Genomic DNA, 24,428 nt, shown 5'->3' with positions numbered 1-24,428 from the left:
TGAAGTACTGGCGGTTGGGCGATTAGGGGAAGTTTGTAGAATGTCCGAAGTGACAGTGTGATGGACGCCACACACAACCCTCAATATTAGCTCTTGAGCTAACTTAGCTTTTATACTAACTTGCAGTTCATGGAGAAGCCGTATGTTCACTGTGATTATTCACACTGAGGCGGAAAAGGAATTGAAAGCGTTGCCCACTCCTGTCCAGGCCAAAATGACCAGACTGTTAAAGAAACTTGAAATTAGCCCCTGGTTACTCAGAGAGCCAGATAGCCAGTATTTAGGCGACGGATTATTCGAGATTCGAACGATGGGGACTGACATTGCCCGAGGACTTTGGGTTTATCAAAAAGGGGAACACATTTTTCTGTTGCGCATCTTTATCAAAAAGTCGCAAAAGACACCATCAGGTGAACTTAATCTGGCCTTTCATCGACTGGAGGAAATGAAGAATGAAACATAAAACGCTTGAGCAGGTTCATACAAACCTGATGAAAGACCCTGAATACCGTGCGGCCTATGAAGGCGAAGAAGAACTGGAAAGCCTTCAGGCAACATTGCAAAACTGGAGGATTGAAGCAGGCCTTACTTCTGCACAAGTTGCTGAGCGAATGGGAATAAAACCCCCAACGGTTTCGCGCATGGAAAAAAATGCCACTAAAATGAGCTATGAAACATTAATGCGTTATGCCCGCGCATGCGGAGTTAATTTTAAACTCCAGCAAATCTGAAAGTCTCGATTGGTGGACTTAAACATCCCCCCTTCCCACAAACAGAAAGAGGGGTTTAGCACACAGCTATTAGGATTTAGCTGGGCGAGCGGTGATTTTAATTGAATCGGTATAAGTCACGCGCACGCTTTGGTTCACTTTCAGATCTTTCAATTTCGCCTGAACTTTAGGGTCTTCAACGGTTACCGTTTTTTCCTGACCTTTTGGTCCTACGAAGGTGATTTCATTCTTTTTCAGATCGATGTGTTTAATTTTCAGCTGAACGTTAACCTGGCGGAAGGCTTCGTGCTCAGGTGAACCACTGGTCGCTTTTTCCATACCTTTGGTGGTTGAAGCCGTAGGTGCGGCTTTATCAACGTTGGTATCAAAAGCGATAGCAACGGAACGCGTCACGGTGGTATCAACGGTGTCGCCCGCTTTCAAATTGGCCAACGTACCGGCTTCTTCAGGAACATTAAGGGAAACTTTGTTCCCTTGCTCACCCTCAAGCACCACAACATGATTTTTTTGATCAACTGATACAATTTTCGCGGAGAAATGGTCGGCCTGGAAATCGCCCGCAACCGGCAGGACTGTAGCATTAGCGGAAAAAACACTGAAAGCCAGCAGCGAAACAGTAGCAGCACCTTTGATAAAGGTTTGAATCGGTTTCATAAATCAGATGTCCTTATAAGATAAGCGAATATTTTTGGCCCTGTGGGCAGGGCCAGTATGAGCTTAGCGGTATTTCTTATGGTAGGCATTGCGAGTGGTTTTAAATTCTTCGGCAGCCGCCTGCGCTTCCTTAACTTTGCCTTCGTTTGCCAGTTTCAGCGCGCCGTCAATTTGGCCGACCAGCAGATCCAGGCCGTGGCGATAATCTTTCATCTCCGCGCTGTCTGAGGCTTTGTTTTCAAGTTTAGGTGGGGTGCCTTTTTGCGCATCTAATGCTGCCGCGCGCATATTGTTAAGCGAGGTTTTTAATTCCGCCGCGTTATCGGTCTTCAACACGGTTTTGTAGTTTTCAGCGATGGTATCCATATCATCGCCAACATCTTTCGCCATTACAGCGCCAGTAAATAACACGGACGATACTGCCAACATTGCAATTAATTGCTTACGCATTGACTCACCTTTTTTATTAGAAAGGCGCGGCAGGACGCGCCTCTTACGGTTTCTATTGGCCGGCGATTTTCATCTCCGGCAACAGCACTGAACCACATTGAATATTACTGCGCTTCTCAATATCGCTACCTACTGTAACAATTTCTCGCCACATATCTTTAAGATTTCCGGCAATAGTGATTTCGCTCACCGGATATTGAATCTCGCCGTTCTCGACCCAGAAACCAGACGCACCACGAGAATAGTCGCCGGTAATGCCACTCACGCCCTGGCCCATCAGCTCAGTCACGACCAGCCCGGTGCCCATTTCTTTCAGCATACCGTCGAAATCCAGGCCGCGCCCTTCAATGCGCCAGTTATGGATGCCGCCCGCATGGCCGGTGCTTTTCAGTCCCAGTTTGCGTGCAGAATAGTTGGTCAGCAGCCACTGTTGCAGGATGCCGTCTTTGATGATGTCCCGGCGTTCTGTGCGTACACCTTCGCTATCGAACGGCGTGGAAGCCAGCCCTTTAAGCAAATGCGGATGCTCTTCAATGGTCAGCCATTCCGGCAAAACTTGTTTGCCTAAATAATCCAGCAGGAAGGTCGATTTACGGTAAACCGAGCCACCCGCAATCGCGCCCACTAAATGCCCGAACAGGCCAGTTGCGGCTTCGGCGGCAAAGATAACCGGTGCTTTCATGGTGGAAAGCTTACGCGGAGAAAGGCGCGCCAACGTGCGGCGTGCGCACTCAGCACCAACAGATTCCGGGCTGTCGAGGTCTTCCATCGCACGACCAATGGTATAGGCGTAATCACGCTCCATCTCACCGTTAACTTCTGCGATAACACAGCTAGAAAGCGAATGGCGCGTGGAGCAATAGCTTTGCAGCATGCCGTGGCTATTGCCGAAAACTTTGATGCCGTAGTGGCTGTTAAAGCTGCCGCCTTCGGTGTTGTTGATGCGCTTATCGACGTTCAGCGAGGCGTTTTCCGCACGCGCTGCCAGTTCAATGGCGCGGTCGGCGTCCATTTCGGTCGGGTGGAACAAGTCCAGATCTGGCGCTTCGAAAGCCAGTAACTCTTTTTCTGCCACACCGGCGAATTCGTCCGGGGAGGTGTAACGGGCAATATCCAGTGCTGCCTGCACGGTACGCGCTACGGCATCCGCGCTAAGATCGGTTGTGGACGCGCTGCCTTTACGGTTTTGATGATAAACGGTGATGCCAAGCGCGCCATCACTGTTGAATTCGACGTTTTCCACCTCACCGTATCGGGTGCTTACGCTGATACCAGTGGTTTTACTGACGGCGACTTCTGCGCCGTCGGACTGAGCGGAAGCCAATTCCAGCGCCTGAGATACCGCTTGTTCCAGAACCTGACGTTGTTGTGCTACTTGCGTGTTTACTTTCATCGCTACTGCCATAATGTAAGGTGAGTGAATTAAGTCTAACCCAGAACAGAACAATTTCGCAGTGAACAGGCTTTACTGGTAGAATTAGCCACTTTTTTTAAGGAGCCTAATATGACTAAGCAGCCCGATGACTGGCTCGACGACGTCCCAGATGACGAAAATGAAGACGAAGATGATGAGATTATCTGGGTCAGTAAAAGCGAAATTAAGCGTGATGCCGAGGAATTAAAACGCCTCGGTATGGAGCTGATGGAGTTGGGCAAGAACGCGCTCGACAAAATCCCTCTGGATGAAGATTTGCGTGCCGCGATTGATCTTGCTCAGAAAATCAAAAAAGAAGGCCGTCGCCGCCAGGTTCAGTTGATTGGCAAAATGATGCGTTCGCGCGATATGGACCCGATCCGTGTGGCGCTGGACAAGCTGAAAAACCGTCACAACCAGCAAGTTGCGCTGTTCCATAAACTGGAAGCATTGCGTGACCGCCTGGTTGAAGAAGGTGATGATGCGATGACCGAAGTGTTAAGACTTTACCCGGAAGCTGACCGTCAGCAATTGCGCGTACTGATCCGTAACGCTCAAAAAGAAAAGGCAGCCAATAAGCCGCCAAAATCTTACCGCCAGATTTTCTCTTATCTGCGCGAACTGGCCGAAAGCCAGGGCTAAGAAACTAAAGTGGCTGAATGAATTTTGCCACCCATAAAAAAACCCGCAAATGCGGGTTTTTTTATTACTGTTTTTCAGCTTTCTTCGCCAGCGCATCCAGCAATTTCTGATGAATCCCGCCGAAACCACCATTGCTCATTACCAGAATGTGGTCGCCAGGCTGGGCAGTTTTCACCACCATATCCACCAGAGTATCGACATCTGCACTCCAGTGCGCAGGCTGAATACAGGCTTCTGCGACTTCCACCACTTGCCACGGAATATGTGGCGGCTGGAGCAAGAACACTTCGTCTGCACGGCCTAGCGATGGCGCAAGGTCATCTTTACTCAGGCCCATTTTCATGGTGTTGGAACGAGGCTCAAGCACCGCCAGAATACGCGCCGTGCCGCCCACTTTGCCGCGTAATGCCGCAAGCGTTGCCAGAATCGCCGTCGGGTGATGCGCGAAATCGTCATACACCGTCACGCCATTTTCTTCGCCACGCAATTCAAGGCGACGACGCGCATTCACAAAACTATCCAACGCTTTAGCCGCGTCTGCTGGCGTCACACCCACATGGCGCGCGGCGGCAATCGCCATCAAACCATTATGCATGTTATGTTCGCCCACCAACTGCCAGTGCACTTCGCCGACACGTTCGCCATCCAGATACACTTCCCAGTTGGACGCGTCCGGATTCAGTTTCTTCGCCTGCCAGTGACCTTGTTCACCCACCAGCTCTTGCTCACTCCAGCAACCCATCGCCAGCGTTTGCTTAATGTTGGTATCGCTTTCAGGCCAGATGATTTTCCCCTGACCCGGCACGATACGCACCAGATGGTGGAACTGTTTCTGAATCGCTTTCAGGTCGTCAAAAATGTCCGCATGGTCGAACTCAAGGTTATTGAGGATCAATGTGCGCGGGCAGTAATGCACGAATTTGGAACGCTTGTCGAAGAACGCACAATCGTATTCATCGGCTTCAATCACGAAGAACGGGCTATCGCCCAGACGTGCAGAAACATCGAAGTTCCCCGGTACGCCGCCAATCACAAAGCCAGGTTTGTAGCCACAGGCTTCCAGAATCCATGTCGCCATACCCGCAGTAGTGGTTTTACCGTGCGTTCCCGCAACGGCAATCACCCAACGGTCACGCAGTACGAAATCGTGTAGCCATTGCGGGCCAGACATATAAGGAATGCTTTTCTCGAGAACGGTTTCAACACATGGATTTCCACGCGTCATCGCGTTACCGATAATAACCAGGTCCGGTTGTGGTTCGAGCTGGCTCGGATCATAGCCCTGAATTAATTCAATACCTTGCTCTTCAAGCAAAGTGCTCATTGGTGGGTAGACGTTGGCGTCCGAGCCAGTCACCTCATGGCCGAGTGAACGTGCCAGCATAGCCAGGCCGCCCATAAACGTGCCGCAAATACCCAAAATATGAATGCGCATAAAAACCATCCTTTCATTATTTGGCGCACATTCTAACCGTATGTGAGGTGGTGGCAAATCGCATTTAAGTTAATTCCGTATTTTGCTGGCGCGATTCACCTGTACGCTACTATTTGAATCTTTGTTAGGATTGTTGCAATCGTTTTATTTAACTGACTGATGCAGGGAAAGTGTTATGAAAACGTTAGGTGAATTTATTGTCGAAAAGCAGCACGAGTTCTCCCACGCAACCGGTGAACTGACTGCCTTGCTGTCGGCGATAAAGCTCGGCGCAAAGATCATCCACCGCGACATCAACAAAGCGGGTCTGGTTGATATTCTGGGTGCCAGCGGAGCTGAAAACGTTCAGGGCGAAGTGCAGCAAAAACTCGACCTGTTCGCGAACGAAAAACTGAAAGCCGCACTGAAAGCCCGAGGGATTGTGGCGGGTGTGGCTTCCGAAGAAGAAGATGACATCGTTGTTTTCGAAGGCGCGGAACATGCCAAGTATGTTGTATTGATGGACCCGCTCGACGGCTCATCAAACATCGATGTGAACGTGTCAGTAGGAACAATTTTCTCTATCTATCGCCGCATTACGCCGGTAGGCACTCCTGTCACTGAAGCTGATTTCCTTCAGCCAGGCAACCGCCAGGTCGCCGCCGGTTATGTGGTTTACGGTTCCTCAACCATGCTGGTTTACACCACCGGTTGTGGCGTTCACGCCTTCACCTACGACCCTTCCCTTGGCGTGTTCTGCCTGTGCCAGGAGCGCATGCGCTTCCCGGAAATTGGCAGCACCTATTCCATCAACGAAGGGAACTACATCCGTTTCCCACAGGGTGTTAAAAAGTACATTAAGTTCTGCCAGGAAGAAGATTCAAATACTCAGCGCCCGTACACCTCACGCTACATCGGTTCGCTGGTGGCAGATTTCCACCGTAACCTGCTGAAAGGTGGAATTTATCTCTACCCAAGCACCGCCAGCCACCCGCAAGGGAAACTGCGTTTGCTGTATGAAGGCAATCCGATGGCGTTCCTTGCGGAACAAGCCGGCGGCAAAGCCAGCGACGGTAAAGAACGTATTCTGGATATCATCCCGGAAACCCTGCATCAGCGCCGCCCGTTCTTCGTGGGCAACGAACACATGGTTGATGATGTAGAACGTTTTATTCGTGAGTACCCGGACGCTTAATTCGTTTTAATTTACCCCCTCCCCCCGGCCCTCTCCCCCAGGAGAGGGAGAATACCGAGCAATCCCCTCTCCCGGGGGAGAGGGTTAGGGTGAGGGCGCGTGAATCAACACCTAAACGTCGCCATTGCCGCCACCAAATGCTGTGACTGCTCTTCAAGCGATCGCGTAGCCGCTGTTGATTCCTGAACCAGTGCCGCATTTTGCTGCGCTGCTTCATCCATCTGGCTGACCGCGATATTCACCTGCTCGATACCATAACTTTGTTCGTTCGATGCATTGGCGATTTCACTGACCAGCCGGGTCATACGCATCACTTCTTCGGCGATTTCATCCATGGTTTCCCCGGCTTGTTGCGCCAGTTCACGGCCTTCGCCAACGTGGTTTTGCGAGTCAGAAATCAAGGTGCGGATCTCTTTTGCTGCATCAGCACTGCGGCTTGCCAGGGTACGTACTTCGCCCGCCACCACCGCAAACCCGCGCCCTTGCTCACCCGCACGCGCCGCTTCTACCGAGGCGTTCAGCGCCAGGATATTGGTCTGGAAGGCGATACCGTCGATAACGCTGAGGATGTCGGCAATACGATCGGAACTGCTGGAGATATCACGCATTTTCTCAATCACATAGCACACCATTTCACTGCCACGATCGGCGGTATCAGAGACATCTTTTGCCAGTTTGTGTGCCTGCTCCGCGTTATCGGCGTTCTGTTTCACGGTCGCGGTGATCTGCTCCATGCTGGCGGCGGTTTGCTCAAGTGACGTGGCAGTGGATTCAGTCCGTTGAGCCAGATTCTGGTTACCCGCCGCCAGTTCGCGGCTGCCGGTGTCAATTTGCGAGCTGGCATCACGCACGCGGCTGACCGATTCCATCAGCGAATCACGCATTACCGTAATCGCGGCTGCCAGCCGACCAAATTCATTATTCCCCGCCGTGGGCAGTTGCTGAGTTAAATCACCTTTGGCGACAAACTCCAGTTGCTCAATTGACTGATTCAGCGGTTTGAGCAGCAAATGACGCAGCGCCAGCCACACCAGCACGATAATTCCGGCGGTGAGCAATGCGGCGATAATAATTAGCGTAAGGACGATTTTCTTATGCAATTGCACCGCTTCAACTTCGCTATTGCCGCGCTGTTCGCCCCACTGCTGGAAAATCTCCACATCGGTATCAAACTTCTGCGATAGCGGGATCAGCGTGTGCTCAAGCAAATCGTAGTAATCATCGGGGTTTTGTTTGGTGAGTGCAGCCAGCATCGGATTAATGCCTTTTGCGAGATAGTCCGCATAACTTTGCGATAAGTTTTGAATCAGGCGGTTGCCCTCTTCGTCACCCACGCCGCTATCGATAAACTCTTTCAGCTTCTGCTGCGCCGCAGTGACGTCACTTGCGACGTAATCGGTAGATTTTGTTGCATCATCCAGCAAGCCAATTTCCATCTGTCGAACCGCCTGCCCGGCACCATTACGCGCGCGCAGCAAAGAGACATAACCATCAGACAAGCGCACCATCTGCTCGCCCTGTAGGCTGTTGATTTTCTGGAGTGAAGTTGAGCTTTGTTGCAGAGCGTAAATGCCCATGCCGCTGACAAATAACAACAGGAAGGTCATAACTGCCAACAGAGTCAGCAGCCCCGTGCGAATAGACAAATTTTTCAACATGCTCTTTTCCCGGTGACAGAACGATAGAAACGATTGAAGTGTTATCGACCATCACCGGGGAAACCTTAGGCAAAGCGATTTAACTTTGACCAGGCGTCACGTTAATGCGCTTCACTGGCGAGCTTTGGCGGTTCTCCCACAGCACCGTCAGGCCGCGCTGTAGGGCAATGAAAATAAACAGCAAAATGCCGATGGCGATTTTCGTCCACCAGGAACTGAGCGTGCCATCGAAGTTGATATAGGTCTGAATCAGCCCCTGAATCGCCACGCCAAATAAAGTGCCGAGCACAGTTCCCACGCCGCCGCTTAACAACGTGCCGCCGATAACCACCGAGGCAATCGCGTCCAGCTCCACGCCCATTCCCGCCAGCGCATAACCCGCTGAGGTATAGAGTGAAAACACAATTCCAGCGAGCGTGGCAAGCCCGGTTGAAAGCATATAAATGCGAATGGTGGTGCTGCGCGTGGAAATCCCCATCAGGTTGGCCGACGTGGCGTTGCCGCCAATCGCATAAACCTGGTTGCCAAAACGGGTGCGGTGCGCAAGGAAAATACCAATCACTACCACGGCCAGCATCAGCAGGCCCATAGCACTTAATCGCCCCCCGCCGGGAATGCGCCAGGCAAGGTTAGACAGCGTGTCGTAAATCGGGTGATCAATCGGAATCGACTCTTCGGACACCAGGTAACTGACCCCGCGCAGGAAGAACATCCCGGCAAGCGTAATAATAAACGCCGGGATTTTCAGCGCATCAATCAACAACCCCATAAACGCGCCGAATGCGCAGCCCATCAGCAGCACCAGCGGGAAAGCCACCAGCGGCGATAATCCCCAGAAGCCAATCGCTTTGGCGAGGAATACGCCGGTAAAGGCGATCACTGAACCAACGGAAAGATCGATGCCGCCGGAGAGGATCACAAACGTCATGCCAACGGCAATAATCCCCAGAAACGCGTTATCAGTCAGAATGTTACAAATTACCCGCGTTGAGGCAAAACCGGGGAATTGCGTCAGGCAGTACAGATACCCCAGCACAAACACCGCCAGGGTAATCATCAACGGCAAGTTACGTTTGATCATGGCGACGGAGTCCTTTGAGCAAAGCAATAAAACGCGGTGACTGAACAATCAGCACGCACATCACCACCACCGCTTTCACCACCTGGTTAAGCTCAGGCGGAAAGCCAGAAAGCAGAATGCCGGTGTTCATCCCCTGAATAATCAGTGCCCCAATCACCGAAAGCGCGATGTTAAAACGCCCGCCCATCAGCGAACCGCCACCGATAACCACCGCCAGAATGGCGTCCAGTTCCAGCCACAATCCGGCGTTATTGGCATCGGCACCGCGAATATCGGCGGTCACGATAATCCCGGCGATAGCGGCGCACAGGCCACTCAGTACGTAAGTCAGCATCACGACGAGGCGCGTATTCACCCCGGCGTTTTTCGCCGCACGAATGTTAATCCCGACCGATTCAATAAACAGGCCCAGCGCCGTTTTACGGGTAAACAGCCAGAAGAGCAGCAGCGTTGCCAGCACGATAATCACCGGCGTCGGGAAGAAGAACAGCGCGCCGCTGCCAAGATATGAAAGGTTGGGCGAGTTAAACGTGACGATTTGCCCGGCAGTGATAAGTTGCGCCACACCGCGCCCGGCGACCATCAGAATCAGGGTGGCGACAAAGGGCTGGATCTTGAGAATGGCGACCAGAATACCGTTCCACAATCCGGCCAGGATGCCGACGCCCAGTGACGCCAGGATCACCACCGCCAGGCTGTGTCCATCGACGGTTAACGTTGCGGCAGTCGCACCCGCAATCGCCATCACCGCGCCAACGGAAAGATCAATACCGCCGGTGGCGATCACCAGCGTCATACCAATCGCCAATAATGCGACCGGTGCCGCACGGTTAAGAATATCTATCGGGCTGCCGAACAGGCGTCCGTTTTGCACCACGATATCAAAGAAATGGTTAGCGACCAGGCTATCAACTAATAGCACCAGCACCAACGCGACCAATTGTGGAATACCCGGCGGCCAGCGGAAATTTCGCTTTGGCTTTTCGGCATCCGTTTGCGGCAATGAACGAGGCATCACGTGTTACTCCTTATGCCGCAATGGCATTCATAATTGCCGATACGGAAAGTTCAGCGAGCGGGATCTCAGCCACTTGCTGCCTGTCACGCATGATGATCACGCGATCCGCGTAACCCACCAGCTCTTCGAGTTCTGAAGAAATAACCAGCAGCGCCAGACCATCGGCACATAAGGTTTCGATCAGGCGGATAATTTCGGCGTGTGCGCCAACGTCTATCCCACGCGTCGGTTCATCGAGGATCAGGAATTGCGGTTTAGTTAGCAGCCACCGCGAGAGAAGAACTTTTTGCTGATTGCCGCCAGAGAGAAATTCGATCGGTTGATCGGGACCTGGCGTGCGGATACCCAACTGGCGGATAAACCGTTCGGCTATCTGATACTGCTCACGTTTAGGGATTGGGCGCAGCCAGCCGCGCTGGGCCTGCAATGCCAGAATGATGTTTTCACGTACCGAGGCGGCGGCAATAATACCGTCGGTTTTCCTGTCTTCCGGGCAAAAACCAATGCCGAGCGACGAGGCTTTATGCGGCGATCGCAGCGATTGTTGCTTGCCTTTGATCCACGCGTTACCGCTGTCTGCGGGCTTGATCCCAAATATCACTTCGGCGGTTTCGGTGCGCCCGGATCCTAATAATCCCGCCAGCCCGACGATCTCCCCTGGACGGACTTCCAGATCGAATGGGTTGATCACCCCTTTCTTGCCGAAATCTTTAAACGCGGCGACCGGTTTGTCGCTCAGTAATGTACGGCCCGCACGGTTCAGGGCGTTAGTTTCCAGTTCACGCCCCAGCATCATTTTCACCAGTTCGATCTGCGGCAGATCCCGGGTATTACGCGTACCGACGAACATCCCGTTACGCAACACGGTGATGCGATCGGTGACTTCATAAACTTGATCGAGGAAATGGGTGACGAAGATCAGGCTGACGCCCTGATCGCGCAGCTGGCGCATCAGGGTGAATAGCATTTCGACTTCTTTGGTGTCGAGGCTGGCGGTGGGTTCATCGAGGATCAGCACTTTGGCCGACAGATCGATGGCCCGGCAAATCGCGACGATCTGCTGCATCGCCACGGAATAGCGGTTGAGCGGTTCGGCGACATCCAGCGAAAACCCGTAGGATTCCATCAGCCGGGTGGCGCGCTTTTCCATCTCTTTGCGTTGTATAAACCCAAAGCGACGCGGCTCGCGGCCAATAAACAGGTTATCCGCCACCGACATATTCGGCAGCAGGTTCACTTCCTGATACACCGTGCCGATGCCAAGCTGTTGGGCATGGGCAGTATTCTTTGGTGAGATAAGCTCACCTTCGAGGTAAATATTGCCGCTATCGCGCTGATAAACACCGGTTAACGCTTTGATTAGCGTTGATTTCCCTGCTCCGTTTTCGCCCAGTAGCGCCATGATTTCGCCGCGATTGAGGCTGAAGTCCACTTTGTCTAGTGCCTTAACCCCTGGGAAATGTTTCGATAAGCCTTCCGTGCGCAGAATTTCCTGATTGTTGTTGGTGTTCATTATTGTCCTCTGCACGCTACAAGTCCGGACGCCCTCACCCCGCCCCTCTCCCCAAGGAGAGGGTTAGGGTGAGGGGTAAAGCAGCTTAGTAGCCCATCGATTTTTTCTTCTCAAGCTCTTCTTTCGCGGTATCCGGGAGATACAAAGTAGACTTGGTGATGGTCACTTTTTCCGGCATGGTGCCGTCTTTTTTGAACTTCTCGAGCGCGTCAAACGCCGGGCCGGCCATGTTTGGCGTCAGCTCTACGCTGGCGTTAGCTTCGCCATCGATCATCGCTTTGTAGATATCCGGCACGCCATCGATTGAACCGGTCAGAATGTCTTTGCCTGGTTTCAGGCCCGCTTCTTTAATGGCCTGGATAGCACCGATCACCATGTCATCGTTATGCGCGTAAACCATGCAGATGTTTTTGCCGTTGTTCTCGGCTTTGATGAAGCTTTCCATGACTTCTTTCCCTTTGCTGCGGGTAAAGTCGCCAGACTGGGAACGAATGATTTTCACGTTAGACGCTTTAGAAATGGCGTCGGCAAAACCTTTCTTACGGTCGATTGCCACGCTTGCGCCCACGGTGCCTTGCAGCTCAACCACGTTACATTGTTTACCGTTAAGCTCTTTGAGCAGCCACTCGCCGATCAACTGGCCTTCCAGCACGTTGTTGGCGGTCACTACCGTCATGTACAGCGATTTGTCTTTTACATCGATATTACGGTCGAGCAGGAATACCGGGATTTTTGCCTCTTTTGCTTCTTGTAGTACTGGCTCCCAGCCCGTGGCGACGATTGGTGCGATGAAGATAGCGTCAACGCCCTGGGCAATGAATGAACGCACTGCTTTAATCTGGTTTTCTTGTTTTTGTTGTCCATCAGCGATTTTCAGCGTGATGCCACGTTTCTGAGCTTCGCTCTTTGCAACCGACGTTTCTGCCGCACGCCAACCGGATTCAGATCCTACCTGCGAAAATCCGACCGTTAACGGAGCAGCTATCGCCATAGACGACATAGCTGCGGAGACAGCAGAGACCAAAAGTAAGCGCTTCCACATAGGTACATCCTCGTAGGGTTATTGTTGGTTAATACCTGACCTTCGAGAAAACTATAGACGACATAGTGGCTAACAGAATGAGTTACATCACACTTCAAACAAGTCATGCGCATGGCTGTAACCGCTTACACAATTTTATAAAGAATATGGCTATGTTTATGGATTTTCCCGTTGTCGGAAGGTTCTGGAAACGGTTGCGGCTAAGAAGTGAAGGCAAAAAGAGGCGAAGACATTTAAATCGAGTTAGCTATAATACGCGGCACTTGAATGACATCAGTTTAAAGGAAAAAGACATGAGCTTACTCAACGTCCCTGCGGGCAAAGATATGCCGGAAGACATCTACGTTGTTATCGAAATCCCAGCGAACGCTGATCCTATCAAATATGAAATTGATAAAGACACCGGCGCGCTGTTTGTTGACCGTTTCATGTCCACCGCGATGTTCTATCCGTGCAACTACGGCTACATCAACCATACCCTGTCTTTAGACGGTGACCCGGTTGACGTTCTGGTTCCAACGCCATACCCACTGCAACCAGGTTCTGTGATTCGTTGCCGTCCAGTTGGCGTGCTGAAAATGACTGACGAAGCGGGCGAAGATGCCAAGCTGGTTGCCGTTCCGCACACCAAACTGAGCAAAGAATACGATCACATTAAAGATGTGAACGACCTGCCAGAACTGCTAAAAGCGCAGATCTCCCACTTCTTCGAGCAGTACAAAGCGCTTGAAAAAGGCAAATGGGTTAAAGTTGAAGGTTGGGACAATGCAGAAGCGGCTAAAGCTGAAATCGTTGCTTCCTTCGAGCGCGCTAAGAAGTAATTCTCGCCTCGCTGAATGCTTGTGAAAACACCGCCAAATGGCGGTGTTTTTTTATGCAGCTTATGTCGAATGTCGCTTTCGCTAATCCGACCTGAGAAGTCACTAATACTGATCTTTATCCAGCCAGTCACCGCTTTCGATGCGGGTAAGGCCATCCACCGGCCTTTGGTAAACGTACATCCATGCGCTGCCGTATGGGGTCTGAATGAGCTGGCGTTTGTACTCCCCGCCTTTGGTGCGAAGAGCATCCAGCTCAGAGAGTGTGGACGCATCAATTCGATACACTTCACCCATCACGGAACCTTCACCCGGGACGACGCCCGGATAGTGGCCGAGGCTGTATAAAGCGTAGTTTTCGACATGATGCTCCCCAAGCCACTGGGCGTTTGTCATCCAGTGGCTGTTACCTTGCTTGCGTCTTAAACTGCCGTAAACAAATATTCGCATTGCTAAAACTCAAACTGATAAAGCAGATCAAGTGCCTGATCGATACCAGACACCGCTTCCAGATACAGCTTAGGCATCAGGCGATAACGCAGTGTTAGTGTCGCCAATGAGTCAAAAATACCCACTCCATATTTCACCTGGAGACCTGGCAGTACATAGCCACTGACCACCACTTGTGAGGAATCCCCCACCCCTGCGGTATCAAGCGCCAGATTGCTTACGCCAAACGTCTCGCCGATTTTACCCACAACCTGCCCACTTTGTGCAACCCCCAGACCCACAAGCATTGACGTCATGGCGTTGCCATCGTCGCCAGAACTGTCTAAACCTTGCCCGCGAAGCAGGTAGGACAAGGCTTCTTGCTGTGACATGGCAGGATCAGAAAATATTTCAGCTTTTGGCTCATCAGCCGATCCTGTGACACGAACACCAGCAATAACGTCGTTTTCTGTGGATTCCGGGTTACGAATCGCTTCGATATTCAGCAAAGGTTGATCCGGCGGGCCTGAGAATAACAGCTCGCCTTTGCGCACAATCAGATCCTGCCCGTAAGCATGGAAGCGCCCTTCTGGAATATTGATCTGCCCGTTCAAGCCTAAGCCCTGGCGATCCTGCACCATTTTCAAATCGCCGCTTAAGCGCGCTTTCAGGCCAAATGCATCCAGACGCACATTGTTGCCGACGTGGATCACCAGATTGCTGTTGATCGGGATCCCCGCCGTTTGCGGTTTAACGGGTTTCAGATCTTTATCCAGCATCACTTCATCGCTGGATACCCCCACCGAGCTTTCCGGAACGTCATGCACCACAATTCGCGCCCATGGAATATCGACGCTGCCATCAAGCGTAAACAGACTTGGCGTGGCGACAAACTCAACATCCGGCGACACATCGAGTCGTACCATTGGCGGCACCGTGATGCGCACCTTATTGCCTTTCGCCGCCACCCGCGCTCGCCAGTTGTCGATTTGCGTCCAGTCCGCATCGCCGCTCAGGGCAATATCGCCCTGTTTGGTGCGCACCGTTCCCGCAAGCGTCGAGTTCATACCATTAAAGTTCATGGCAAGCTGGCTTGGCTGCATATCGAACGGCATAAAGTTGCCGTCAACATCCACGCCATTAAGCTGCAATTGGCCGAAGATTTGTGGTCGCTCGGCATTGCCCGCGAGGCGTAAATTGGCGTTAAGTTTGCCAGCGGCTTTTTCCCCCCGGGCGAACACCGCGTTGGCGATAGCCAAATCAAAGTTGCGCATATTCACATTACCGGCGAGATTGCGGCGGTTCTGCGGATCGCTAATTTGAACCTGGCCGTCGAACTGACCGTTTTGAGCAACACGAATCAACCAGCCCAACTTCGCCTGGTTGTTTTTGAGTTCCGCATTCAAATTAAGCGTGTCGAACGCCACCAGCAGCGGGCTATCGTTCACCATCTGCGTGACTTTAACGCCGTTACCCGCGAGCGTCACAGAACCCTGCGGCAAGCCTTCAGATTCCGCATCCCAGCTGACATCCGCCCGGCCACTGAACGTGCCTACCGCCTGCGTATCGGCTGGCATAAACGGTTTGAGCATCGCCAAATCAAAGCGGTTCAGATTGACCAACGCCCGCCCTTTCGCACCAGCGTCAATCGGCTGCGGCACGCAAAGTTCAGCATTCGGGTTCGTCCAGCAATGCGCGCCAATATTGATTTTCTGCTCTTTGTTGCGGTAATCGAGCGCCAGAGAACGGTTCAAAGACCACGGGCCAACCGGCGTTTCAAAGCGCGTGTTGCTGAGATTGCCGCGCCAGCGTTCTTCTTCGCGAGAGAAGCTGCCACTCAAATCTAACTGCCCGGAAACCGGTTCCCCCTGAATTCGCACTTGCAGCTGGTGCTGTTTTTCAGAACCTTTTGCGGCCAGCGTCACAAGGCTAAGATCAACGCCCGGCTGGGAAATTCGCTCAACGCGTAAATCCAGAGTGCCCGCAATTTGATCGGTGGACTTCACGTCCCCTTTCAGCAGAACACGTGCAATCGAAAGCTCTTGCCAGCGCAAATTATTCGCCGTGACATCCGCCAGCAACTGCGGTGCTTTCACATCGCCGCGCACTTTAATCGTGCCTTTCGCCGTACCGCCCAGACCTGGCAGCGCGTTGTCGAGATTAGGCGCATCAATGGTGGCATCCAGCGCCAAATCTTTCTGGCCCAGTTCACCTTTAACATCCGCGCTATTGCGCCCCAGTTCAATGTGCAGGCCAGGGATCTTCCACTGCATGTAGCTGTTGCCGTTGAGCTTCCCGGCGACATTCACTTTGTTATTTTTGACGTTACCGGCGAGTTTCAGGTCAGACACATCCACCTGCCAACTCCCGCCGTACAAACTGCCGCTGGTTTTCACCAGGCCGTCGAGTTTGGCAGGCCAGTCCGGGAATTGCTTCGCCGTGTTGATGCCGTCGAGTTTCAGCTCGCCGCGCCAGCTAATGGCTTTGCTCCAGTCGAGCACTGCTTTCAGGTCGGTGTTGCCCTGCAAAGCCGCCACGCGCAGTTTGTCGAGATTGAGCTGTTGCTCATTACCTTTAGCGTCAAGCGTGATGGTGGCTGGCGGGATTTGCTCGCCTTTCACATCGGTGCGCAATGACAGCGTGTAGTCAGTCATTTTGCCGCTGAATTTCAGCTTAAGGTTATCGGCCTGATACTCCTTTTTGCCGGTAAACGGCCAGTAAAGCTGCTTGCTCACCACTTCGAGATTGAGCGGCAAACCGGCTTCGGCAAGTTGCGTGTGCGCGGTGAATTCCATATCGACCGGGCCTGAGAGATTCATGCCGACTTTCAGCACATCCCGCAATTCCCCGCCAATTTTCATCTTCACCTTTTCGCCTTTTATCGGGTCGATATTCAGCGTGGTATTGAGCGTCAAATCGACTGGCCATTTGTCGCGCAGTTCCGCGCTCCCGGTGGCATTGACGATACCTTGTGAGGAGTCGACATCCAGCGCATCAAGCTTCAGAGAACCGTCGATGCTGCTGACTTTCAGCAACAAGCTGCTGACCAGCAAATCGGTGTCACCCGTCAGGCGCAGTTGCGAGCCACGGAACTCCTGAATATTCAGGTTCAACGGCAAATGCACATCGGTCATTTCTGGCAAAACAGGCTTTTCAAACAGTTGCTTGAGCGTTTCGCCCAGCGGCAACTCTTCCGGCTGCGGGTTCTGAATTTTCGGTTCGACCACCTGTTCCTGAGCGACTTTGGCGACCTTTGGCAAGGCAATCAATAAGCCTTCGAGGTTGGTCGGCGTGACCGTCAGATTACGCTCCTGCCAGTTAAGGCCCGAGGTAAATTCCATCACCGAAACGGTAGTGTTATCAATTTTGATATTGACGTTATTTAGCGCCACGCGGCTTAACGTGATGGGATACGGTGTGGTGAGATTGAGCGGGCCGGAGTCTTCTTCCTGAACCGGGGCCGACGGCGGCATTTTTTTGCTGTCGATAACCACGTCGATATCTTTGAGCGAGAGATTATTCACGCACAGGCTGCTGTCACGCAGACAGCCGAGTTTAACCGCGAGGTTAACCTCACCCGCCCGAACGTCCACGCCCGGTTGTTCGTAGCGCAGCCCTTTGATGGTCAGATTACGCCAGCCACCTGTAACACTGGCGATATCTAAACCCGGCACCCAGCGGTTAGCGGCATTAAATAATACGTGTAGCCCGGTGGTTGTCCCCACCAGGAAACCCACGGTGCCAATCAGCAGCACCACAAACACCAACACCGCGAGGCTTATCTTCTTCCAGCGACTCATAGTTCAGGCCCCAGACCGATGTAAAACTGTACGCCATGCTCATCTTTATCCGCCACCGGAACGGCGAAATCGAGCTTGATTGGCCCAACGGGTGACTGCCAGCGCACGCCAACGCCTGCGCCAGTTTTAAAGTTGCTCTGTTTAATATCGTTCACCGCTTCGCCTGAATCGACGAACACCGCCCCCCACCATTTCCCGGTCACGTTGTATTGATATTCCAGCGAGCCGGTGAGGAGTTTGGATGCCCCGGTCAGTTCGCCCTTCTCGTTTTCAGGTGAGATAGATTTGTAGGAATAGCCGCGAATACTGCGGTCGCCACCGGCAAAGAAACGCAAGTCTGGCGGCACTTTGTCGAAGTTATTGGTTTCAATCCAGCCCACATTGCCGCGCACCACAAAGCGGTGCTTTTCCTGCAAAGTACGGATCCAGACCTGTTGCGCCTGCGCGACGGCGAAGTCCACATCGGAACCCCACATGGTGTCGGAAACGTCTATCGAATAGCGTTGTGAGTCGCCCCAGGTCGGCATTAAACCGCCGCGAGAACGGGTGCGGTTAAGGCTCACGCCCGGATAAAGCAGCATCGTGGTATTGGTGACATCTGCCTGTGTAAAGTGGTCGAGACTCCAGCGCAGGTTGATGGCATGTTGCCAGCCGCTGGATAAATCCCAGTATCGCGAGACGGCAAGCGTGGTGGAATCTGACTTGGTGTCGTTCAGGTCAGTGGCTTTAAAGCCGCCCTGCACCAGATAATATTGCTCGAGCGGGTTTTTCAGCAGCGGCATTTTGTAGCTGAAATCGAAAATCTGCTCCGGCGCTGACAGGCTGATACTGCTGGTCAGGCTGTGCCCGTAGGAGTTCATCCACGGTTTTTTCCACGACGCTTTAACGCGCGGTCCCACGTCGGTGGAATAACCCACACCGGTCTCGATGGTGTTTTCAGTACGCGGCGAAACCACGCCGTGCAGCGGCAATACTTTGGTTTTGCGCGCTTCGTCGAATTCTGGTGCAACCACCACGGAATTAAACCAACCCGTGGCAGACAACCGGCGGTTCAGTTCAGCCAGGTCTTTCGACTGGTAATAATCGCCCTGCTTAAACGGCACCAGGTTTTGCAGATATTCTTCACGAATCTGGGAACCTTCAAAGGTGACGGCACCAAAACGGTAACGCTCGCCGCTGTTGTAATCGATATCCCAGAACGCCTGACGGCGCTCGAGCGACACACCGAGCTGGCTTTTGGTGAACTCGCTGTCGAAATAACCTTTGCGCACCGCAATATTCGAGAGATCTTTTTTGAAACTGTCGTAATCATGATGATTCAGAACGGTGCCAATCTTTGGGCGTTCGCCCAGCAGCGCAATATAATCTTTATCGTCGCGCGCGCCACCACGCAGAATCACATCGGTGCCGCCAATTAATACCGGCGGGCCGGGATCGACTTTGGCAATCAAAACCTGGCGCCCTTTGGTTGGTGGTGGGCGCAGGTCAAAATCAATAGTCGGTTCGTAATAGCCGAGCGCTTTCAGGCCATTACGAATAGCATCGTCCACACGGGCACGGAAACGCCGGTCCGGCGTCACTTCATCACTCTGGATGGTAGAAAGCTGTGCGCGAACGTTTTTTTGTAGTTCGCCGCTTAACCCATCAACCTGCAAACGCACGTTAGCAGCTCCGGCCCACGTGCTTACCAGGCACAAACAGGCCGAGCAAATAATATGGATCTTTGGCACGTTTTCTCCTGAATATCCTTGTTCCCACCCCTGGAAGGAAACGTCATCGCCCGTCTTTGGCTTAACAAAACCCCAACAATTGGGGTTGAAAATCGCACAATAACCCAAATAATTCTTATATGTACTGTAGTCTCATAAAGCGTGGTTATTGTCCGCAATTACGCACTTCGTTACAACCGCACGCAGGTTGTTGTTAAATTTAGTCAATATCGGGAGATCACGACTGATGAAATTATTTGAGAAAACCCATCGCGTCACCCAGTCGGAAGCGCTGCCTGGTCGCAATACCCCGATGCCTATCGCCACTTTGCATGCGGTTAACGAGCATTCCATGACAAATGTACCAGATGGCATGGAAATCGCTTATTTTGCGATGGGCTGTTTCTGGGGCGTTGAGCGTTTATTCTGGAGATTGCCGGGGGTTTACAGTACCGCCGCTGGGTATGCCGGAGGTTTTACCCCGAATCCCACTTACCATGAAGTTTGTAGCGGTATGACCGGGCACACCGAAGCCGTGCGCGTGGTTTACGATCCCAACGTGGTGAGTTACGAACAACTGCTGCACGTGTTCTGGGAAAACCACGATCCCGCTCAGGGCATGCGCCAGGGCGGCGATACAGGCACGCAGTATCGCTCCGCAATCTACCCGCTCACACCGGAACAAGATGCGGCGGCTCGCGCCAGTTTTGAGCGCTTCCAGCAGGCAATGACGCAATCCGGGGATGACCGAAAAATCACCACCGAAATCGCTAACGCCGGGCCGTTCTATTACGCCGAAGATGACCACCAGCAGTATCTGCATAAAAACCCGTATGGTTACTGCGGCATCGGTGGCATTGGTGTTTGTTTGCCGCCACAAGGTTAAATCACAGGTCGGATAAGCGGCTGCGACATCCGACATGATCAGCAGGAACATGAATATCAGTGAGGTTCAGGCGATGCGCTAACACTTGTTGGCTCTCGCCGAATTCAGCCCTGCAACGACAACGCAGATCGCCAGCGAGGATTTCATATAATTTTATTGAAGTTTTCTATTCATCCAGGAAATAAAGAAAAATAGAGCAATAATACAAGCAATGAATATTGACACACGCCTAAACATATCTTGTTCAAAGAACAGACAAACTGGATATATCACTAACAGGATGGTTTTCAGGTATCTTATGCATTTAGAAAATCCAGATATTGATTGTTTAAATTGAAAATTACATATAAAAACAAACGAATATGCCAAAGCAGCCGCAAATATGAACAATAATGCCCGATACGGCAAACCCTCGTTAAAAATACCTCCCCCTAAAACTAGAGTTGAACATATTGCCACTGCAATACCTATGGATTGCTTAGATATAACTGTCACGATGAAAATAAATGCAGCAAGAAACAAATATGAATAAAAAACAGAGAGATTCGTTGATATGTAAATTTTATGAGGAACGAAAAAATGAGTATAAATTGTTGCAAGTGATATAGAAACGACTCTATAAACCATACATGCAAACAAACCAACCAGTAGTCGACCATTTAATAAATAAATATTTTTATTTTTTCCAGATTGCATATGCATCATACTCTTCAGGTGTTATTGAATTACCTAATGTATCTTCTGGCGTAGCATTATCTTTTTCAACAACATCCACCGCAGGATAGGTACCATCGCCAGATTTAATGCCGTATGTGAATCTTTGACTTGCATATAAAGTCCCTCTTAGTACAAAGAAGTTATCATAAGTATTTGTCCTGTCAGCTGCGTCAGAACGTCTCCCTGTCCCCCATATCATTCCCGTTTCAACAGTCGACGGTATATTTCTATTCATTCTGTAAGTATCGATTGAAAATGGTATTTGCCCTACAGCATCCGTCCAATATGGAATTTTATTTATCATGACGAGCAGATATCCAGCCCCACCTACAGAATTACTCTTCCAATCTCCCTCGCAATTTGGACGAAAAGCTAATGGGGTGCGATCTATAAGAGAGAATGTTACGATATCCGTCCATGTAAATAATTCATAGGCATCCTTAGTATAATCCGCATCGTTAACGTACAATAACTCACGATAGTTATCAGCCAATGGTTCAAACCACTGATATTTAAATTTATCGTATAAGCCCTGAGCTGTCACAACCTTAAAAGAGTCTGTATCGCCACCTCTCAGAACAAATAAAACATCAGCATTTTTCCTTGTGATAATTAAAACGTTAGGAATATCTACATCATGAGATTCCTCCTCCGTTTCAGGTGTGGTGTTTCCTTTAAAGCCTAACTCCGTCTTTTCATCTTTCGTTATTATCAAATAAGGTTGACCATCAATGTCCAGATCTATTTTTTCCATTTTTTTATCTCTCAACTCACAAATACCCAATATTCCGACTGACTATCTTTTTTGCCGATATATCCACTTACTCCAGACCCGGAAAGAATTTCCTCCCCCTCAGTTGTTTCTACCCTGTAAGTAATGTCTGATGAAAAACGAAGTTTTCGGTCGAAATACTGTGTCAATAATTCCCCAGGTAAGGAACCGTCCCCGGCTATCTTAACTGGCGTCCCCGGACTGCCTCCACCATTGAGATTGATTTTCAGCCCGGTGATGTCCACGCCGCCGGGGTGGATGACAATGAATGAACCGCCCATTTTCAGCGTGATTTTGCTGTTGCTCTGCAACACGATGTCACCCTGCGCATCCACACCCAGTGCACCCGCCACTTTCTGCGCCAGGTCGCCTTTCACTTCCAGGCTGTGATGGCCCTTCACCAGGCTGATATGGTCTTTTGTCGTGCTGTGCTGCTGGCTGCCTTTCACCGTGACTTTACGATCGCGCTCCACATACAGGTTGTCATCGCGGCCGCTGTTTGCCGTCCGGTCGCGGGTGACTTTCAGCGTCTGGTCATTGCGTACGGTGATGCTGCGGTCATGCGCCACGGTGATTGTCTGGTCGTGTCCGGCGGCGCTCTCCTTGCCGACTTTCACGGTCTGCCCCAGTCCGACCGTGACCTGCTGGTTATTGCCGATGGTTTCGCGGTGGTCGACTTTCACATTGGTGTCGCGGTTATTGAGCACTACCGTCTTCATGTCCTTCTGGGCATGCATCGACAGCAGCTCCTGGCCTGTCTGGTCCTCAAACATCAGTTCGTTGTACCCGGCACCCTTATACGTCTGCGAGCGTATCGCCATCTGGGTTTTGGTGCCCGGCAGGTCGCCCGGTGCGCGGTTAGCAGCGTGATAGGTTCGCCCGGTGATAATCGGCTGGTCCGGGTCGCCGTTGAGGAAATCGACAATCACTTCCTGGCCGACGCGCGGGATGGCGATGTTGCCGAATCCGGTGCCTGCCCACGCCTGCGAGACACGCACCCAGCACGAGCTTTCTTCGTTGGTTTTGTTATACCGGTCCCAGGCAAATTTCACCGTCACACGCCCGTGTTCGTCGCAGTAGATTTCTTCCCCGGACGGACCGGTGACAATGCCTATTTGCGGGCCGTCCACCCGCGGTTTCGGCAACGGTGTCGGGCGCCAGGTCTGGGTGGCCGGAATAACATAAAAGCGGTTGGTGAGCGTGGTGCCCTGGCCTGAACTGCCGATTTGCGCCTGCGGCTGGCTGCCGTTCATCTCGCTCGACACCACCTGCCACGGGCTGTTTAAATCTTCACGCGGATGGTCGGTAAGGGTGAACCAGCGCCCCGGCTGTAACTGCGGGCAATTACTGGTGCCGCTGGCAAAATCGACGTTATTACGCCAGCCGTCCATCTGATATCTGGCAAAATCGGCACCGTGCTGTTCGTCTTTAAAACGCCCCGGATAGTCAAAGATTTCATAGTCCGGACGCTGATAAGACAGGTCTGCCCCTTCTTCCTGGTACTGTGCCTGCCAGTTCGGGGCGGTGAAGGTGTAGTCCTTTGTGGTGACTTTTGCCGGGCGGATTTGCGCGCTGCGGCAAAAGGTGTTGATGCAGTAGGTGGACGATTCAGAGGCGGCATTGGGGTTATACGGAAACGCCCCGAGGCCGCGCAGCTTGCAGCGGTCATCGGTGAAGGTCAGCTTCTGGTCACGGTCGTCGAGATATTCATCCTCGAAGAAAAAAATCCCCTCTTCGGCGGCGAGGCGGGCGATAAAATCGTAATCCGACTCCATAAACTGCACGCAGAATTCCCGCGCCGGATGCGGACGACGGAACAGCGCGTCATGCGTGCGGATACGCATTTCTTTCAGCAGCTTTGCAAAGATGTACTCGATGTCGTAGTTCTGAAAACTGCGGCAGTTCTGCCGCTGGGAGCTGCGCCAGAACTCCGGGCGTACCGTCATGCGGTAAATCGTCTGATGTTTGCCGGAATCGCCCTGCTCGCAGAAGGTGACCAGGCCGCGCACCCGGCGCTTAATCACGTCACCCTGCCAGATGGTGAGAACCCCGTATTCATCGAGGAGTTTTTGAAAGCCAATCGCCGGGTCATTACAGGCGACGGTGATCTCCAGGCTGAACAGGGAGGAGAGGGACTGTTTAAGCTTAAAGTTCACCACCGCAAAGGTGTCCGCCGGAGTACGCCCGGCGGTGAAGGTAAAGCGGGTGCAGTCTGAAGCCATGAGGGAAGTCCTTTCCTGTCCGTGGAATTATTGACCAGAGCCTATAGTTGAAACTAAATCATCACCCTGATAAATATAATAAAATCAATATGATGAGCGGAAATAAAGATAGGATTGATGAAGGTATTTGACTGTGATGGGTATCACGAAGATTGATTTTGTTGGGTAGGAAAACGTACAGGGGAAATAATTGTTCTAAAGGTGGCGGATGACGCTAACGCTTATCCGGCCTACGAAACCACGCTCCACACCCCGTTTGTACA

General features: G+C 51.9%; 20 protein-coding genes. 6 read left to right on the top strand and 14 right to left on the bottom strand.

The genetic code is table 11. The annotated features are described in order from the left end of the window. Positions 1-142 precede the first annotated feature (142 nt). Together AC0IWZ_RS01320 and AC0IWZ_RS01315 are read left to right on the top strand one after the other, a co-directional pair. Positions 143-463 (top strand): type II toxin-antitoxin system RelE/ParE family toxin, encoded by a 321-nt coding sequence (locus tag AC0IWZ_RS01320; RefSeq protein ID WP_471678336.1) that lies wholly within the window; start codon positions 143-145, stop codon positions 461-463. Further along, positions 453-731, top strand: coding sequence for a helix-turn-helix domain-containing protein (locus AC0IWZ_RS01315; RefSeq protein ID WP_410373620.1), 279 nt, complete (start codon positions 453-455; stop codon positions 729-731). Before AC0IWZ_RS01320 ends, AC0IWZ_RS01315 begins: the two co-directional genes overlap by 11 nt. Positions 732-800: 69 nt before the next feature. Here AC0IWZ_RS01315 and AC0IWZ_RS01310 read toward each other — a convergent pair whose 3' ends face one another. From AC0IWZ_RS01310 to pmbA, 3 genes are all read right to left on the bottom strand, one after another. After that, positions 801-1,385: a hypothetical protein gene (locus AC0IWZ_RS01310; protein ID WP_034492909.1), complete on the bottom strand. Its 585-nt coding sequence runs from the start codon at positions 1,383-1,385 to the stop codon at positions 801-803. Between the two features lie 63 nt (positions 1,386-1,448). Then, positions 1,449-1,835, bottom strand: a complete 387-nt coding sequence (gene cybC, locus AC0IWZ_RS01305; protein ID WP_034492906.1) for a cytochrome b562 — start codon at positions 1,833-1,835, stop codon at positions 1,449-1,451. Positions 1,836-1,887: 52 nt separating this feature from the next. After that, on the bottom strand, positions 1,888-3,240 hold the full coding sequence (gene pmbA, locus AC0IWZ_RS01300; RefSeq protein ID WP_471678337.1) for a metalloprotease PmbA: 1,353 nt from the start codon (positions 3,238-3,240) through the stop codon (positions 1,888-1,890). A 99-nt stretch (positions 3,241-3,339) separates the two neighbouring features. Here pmbA and yjgA point away from each other — a divergent pair, with 99 nt between their 5' ends. After that, entirely contained in the window at positions 3,340-3,891 is a 552-nt protein-coding gene (gene yjgA / locus AC0IWZ_RS01295; RefSeq protein ID WP_034492900.1) for a ribosome biogenesis factor YjgA, read from the top strand. Positions 3,892-3,955: 64 nt separating this feature from the next. On the opposite strand, the gene mpl is transcribed toward yjgA, so the two are convergent. Then, positions 3,956-5,326, bottom strand: coding sequence for a UDP-N-acetylmuramate:L-alanyl-gamma-D-glutamyl-meso-diaminopimelate ligase (mpl, locus tag AC0IWZ_RS01290; protein WP_471678338.1), 1,371 nt, complete (start codon positions 5,324-5,326; stop codon positions 3,956-3,958). A gap of 175 nt (positions 5,327-5,501) precedes the next feature. Here mpl and fbp point away from each other — a divergent pair, with 175 nt between their 5' ends. After that, positions 5,502-6,500 (top strand): class 1 fructose-bisphosphatase, encoded by a 999-nt coding sequence (gene fbp / locus AC0IWZ_RS01285; protein WP_034492895.1) that lies wholly within the window; start codon positions 5,502-5,504, stop codon positions 6,498-6,500. Between the two features lie 104 nt (positions 6,501-6,604). Here fbp and AC0IWZ_RS01280 read toward each other — a convergent pair whose 3' ends face one another. From AC0IWZ_RS01280 to ytfQ, 5 genes are all read right to left on the bottom strand, one after another. Then, positions 6,605-8,158 carry a methyl-accepting chemotaxis protein gene (locus AC0IWZ_RS01280; RefSeq protein WP_034492893.1) on the bottom strand — a complete coding sequence of 518 codons (1,554 nt, stop codon included), beginning with the start codon at positions 8,156-8,158 and terminating at the stop codon, positions 6,605-6,607. Between the two features lie 79 nt (positions 8,159-8,237). After that, entirely contained in the window at positions 8,238-9,239 is a 1,002-nt protein-coding gene (gene yjfF, locus AC0IWZ_RS01275) for a galactofuranose ABC transporter, permease protein YjfF (protein ID WP_034492890.1), read from the bottom strand. Then, positions 9,226-10,257, bottom strand: a complete 1,032-nt coding sequence (gene ytfT / locus AC0IWZ_RS01270; protein WP_156104842.1) for a galactofuranose ABC transporter, ATP-binding protein YtfT — start codon at positions 10,255-10,257, stop codon at positions 9,226-9,228. Before ytfT ends, yjfF begins: the two co-directional genes overlap by 14 nt. A 10-nt stretch (positions 10,258-10,267) precedes the next feature. Next, positions 10,268-11,770 carry a galactofuranose ABC transporter, ATP-binding protein YtfR gene (ytfR, locus tag AC0IWZ_RS01265; RefSeq protein WP_410373617.1) on the bottom strand — a complete coding sequence of 501 codons (1,503 nt, stop codon included), beginning with the start codon at positions 11,768-11,770 and terminating at the stop codon, positions 10,268-10,270. 85 nt (positions 11,771-11,855) lie between these two features. Then, positions 11,856-12,812 carry a galactofuranose ABC transporter, galactofuranose-binding protein YtfQ gene (gene ytfQ / locus AC0IWZ_RS01260; RefSeq protein WP_034461239.1) on the bottom strand — a complete coding sequence of 319 codons (957 nt, stop codon included), beginning with the start codon at positions 12,810-12,812 and terminating at the stop codon, positions 11,856-11,858. A gap of 293 nt (positions 12,813-13,105) precedes the next feature. Here ytfQ and ppa point away from each other — a divergent pair, with 293 nt between their 5' ends. Next, positions 13,106-13,633: an inorganic diphosphatase gene (gene ppa, locus AC0IWZ_RS01255; protein ID WP_034492882.1), complete on the top strand. Its 528-nt coding sequence runs from the start codon at positions 13,106-13,108 to the stop codon at positions 13,631-13,633. A 102-nt stretch (positions 13,634-13,735) separates the two neighbouring features. Here ppa and AC0IWZ_RS01250 read toward each other — a convergent pair whose 3' ends face one another. From AC0IWZ_RS01250 to tamA, 3 genes are read right to left on the bottom strand one after another with little or no spacing between them, the layout of a single operon-like run. Next, positions 13,736-14,080, bottom strand: a complete 345-nt coding sequence (locus AC0IWZ_RS01250) for a gamma-glutamylcyclotransferase family protein (protein ID WP_410373616.1) — start codon at positions 14,078-14,080, stop codon at positions 13,736-13,738. 2 nt (positions 14,081-14,082) lie between these two features. Continuing rightward, complete coding sequence (gene tamB / locus AC0IWZ_RS01245; protein ID WP_471678339.1) at positions 14,083-17,859, bottom strand: autotransporter assembly complex protein TamB; 3,777 nt, start codon at positions 17,857-17,859, stop codon at positions 14,083-14,085. Next, positions 17,856-19,589 (bottom strand): autotransporter assembly complex protein TamA, encoded by a 1,734-nt coding sequence (gene tamA, locus AC0IWZ_RS01240; RefSeq protein ID WP_034492874.1) that lies wholly within the window; start codon positions 19,587-19,589, stop codon positions 17,856-17,858. Before tamA ends, tamB begins: the two co-directional genes overlap by 4 nt. 226 nt (positions 19,590-19,815) lie before the next feature. Between tamA and msrA the strand changes: the two genes are divergently transcribed. After that, on the top strand, positions 19,816-20,454 hold the full coding sequence (gene msrA / locus AC0IWZ_RS01235; protein WP_115631261.1) for a peptide-methionine (S)-S-oxide reductase MsrA: 639 nt from the start codon (positions 19,816-19,818) through the stop codon (positions 20,452-20,454). A gap of 676 nt (positions 20,455-21,130) precedes the next feature. On the opposite strand, the gene AC0IWZ_RS01230 is transcribed toward msrA, so the two are convergent. Both AC0IWZ_RS01230 and tssI read right to left on the bottom strand, forming a co-directional pair. Then, entirely contained in the window at positions 21,131-21,925 is a 795-nt protein-coding gene (locus AC0IWZ_RS01230) for a hypothetical protein (protein WP_471678340.1), read from the bottom strand. Positions 21,926-21,936: 11 nt separating this feature from the next. Next, positions 21,937-24,165: a type VI secretion system tip protein TssI/VgrG gene (tssI, locus tag AC0IWZ_RS01225; protein WP_471678341.1), complete on the bottom strand. Its 2,229-nt coding sequence runs from the start codon at positions 24,163-24,165 to the stop codon at positions 21,937-21,939. Positions 24,166-24,428 lie beyond the last annotated feature (263 nt).

This window comes from Buttiauxella sp. AC142 (assembly GCF_979253435.1).
The sequence above is the reverse complement of the archived record's forward strand: the minus strand, read 5'-3'. Positions and strand labels throughout refer to the sequence as shown.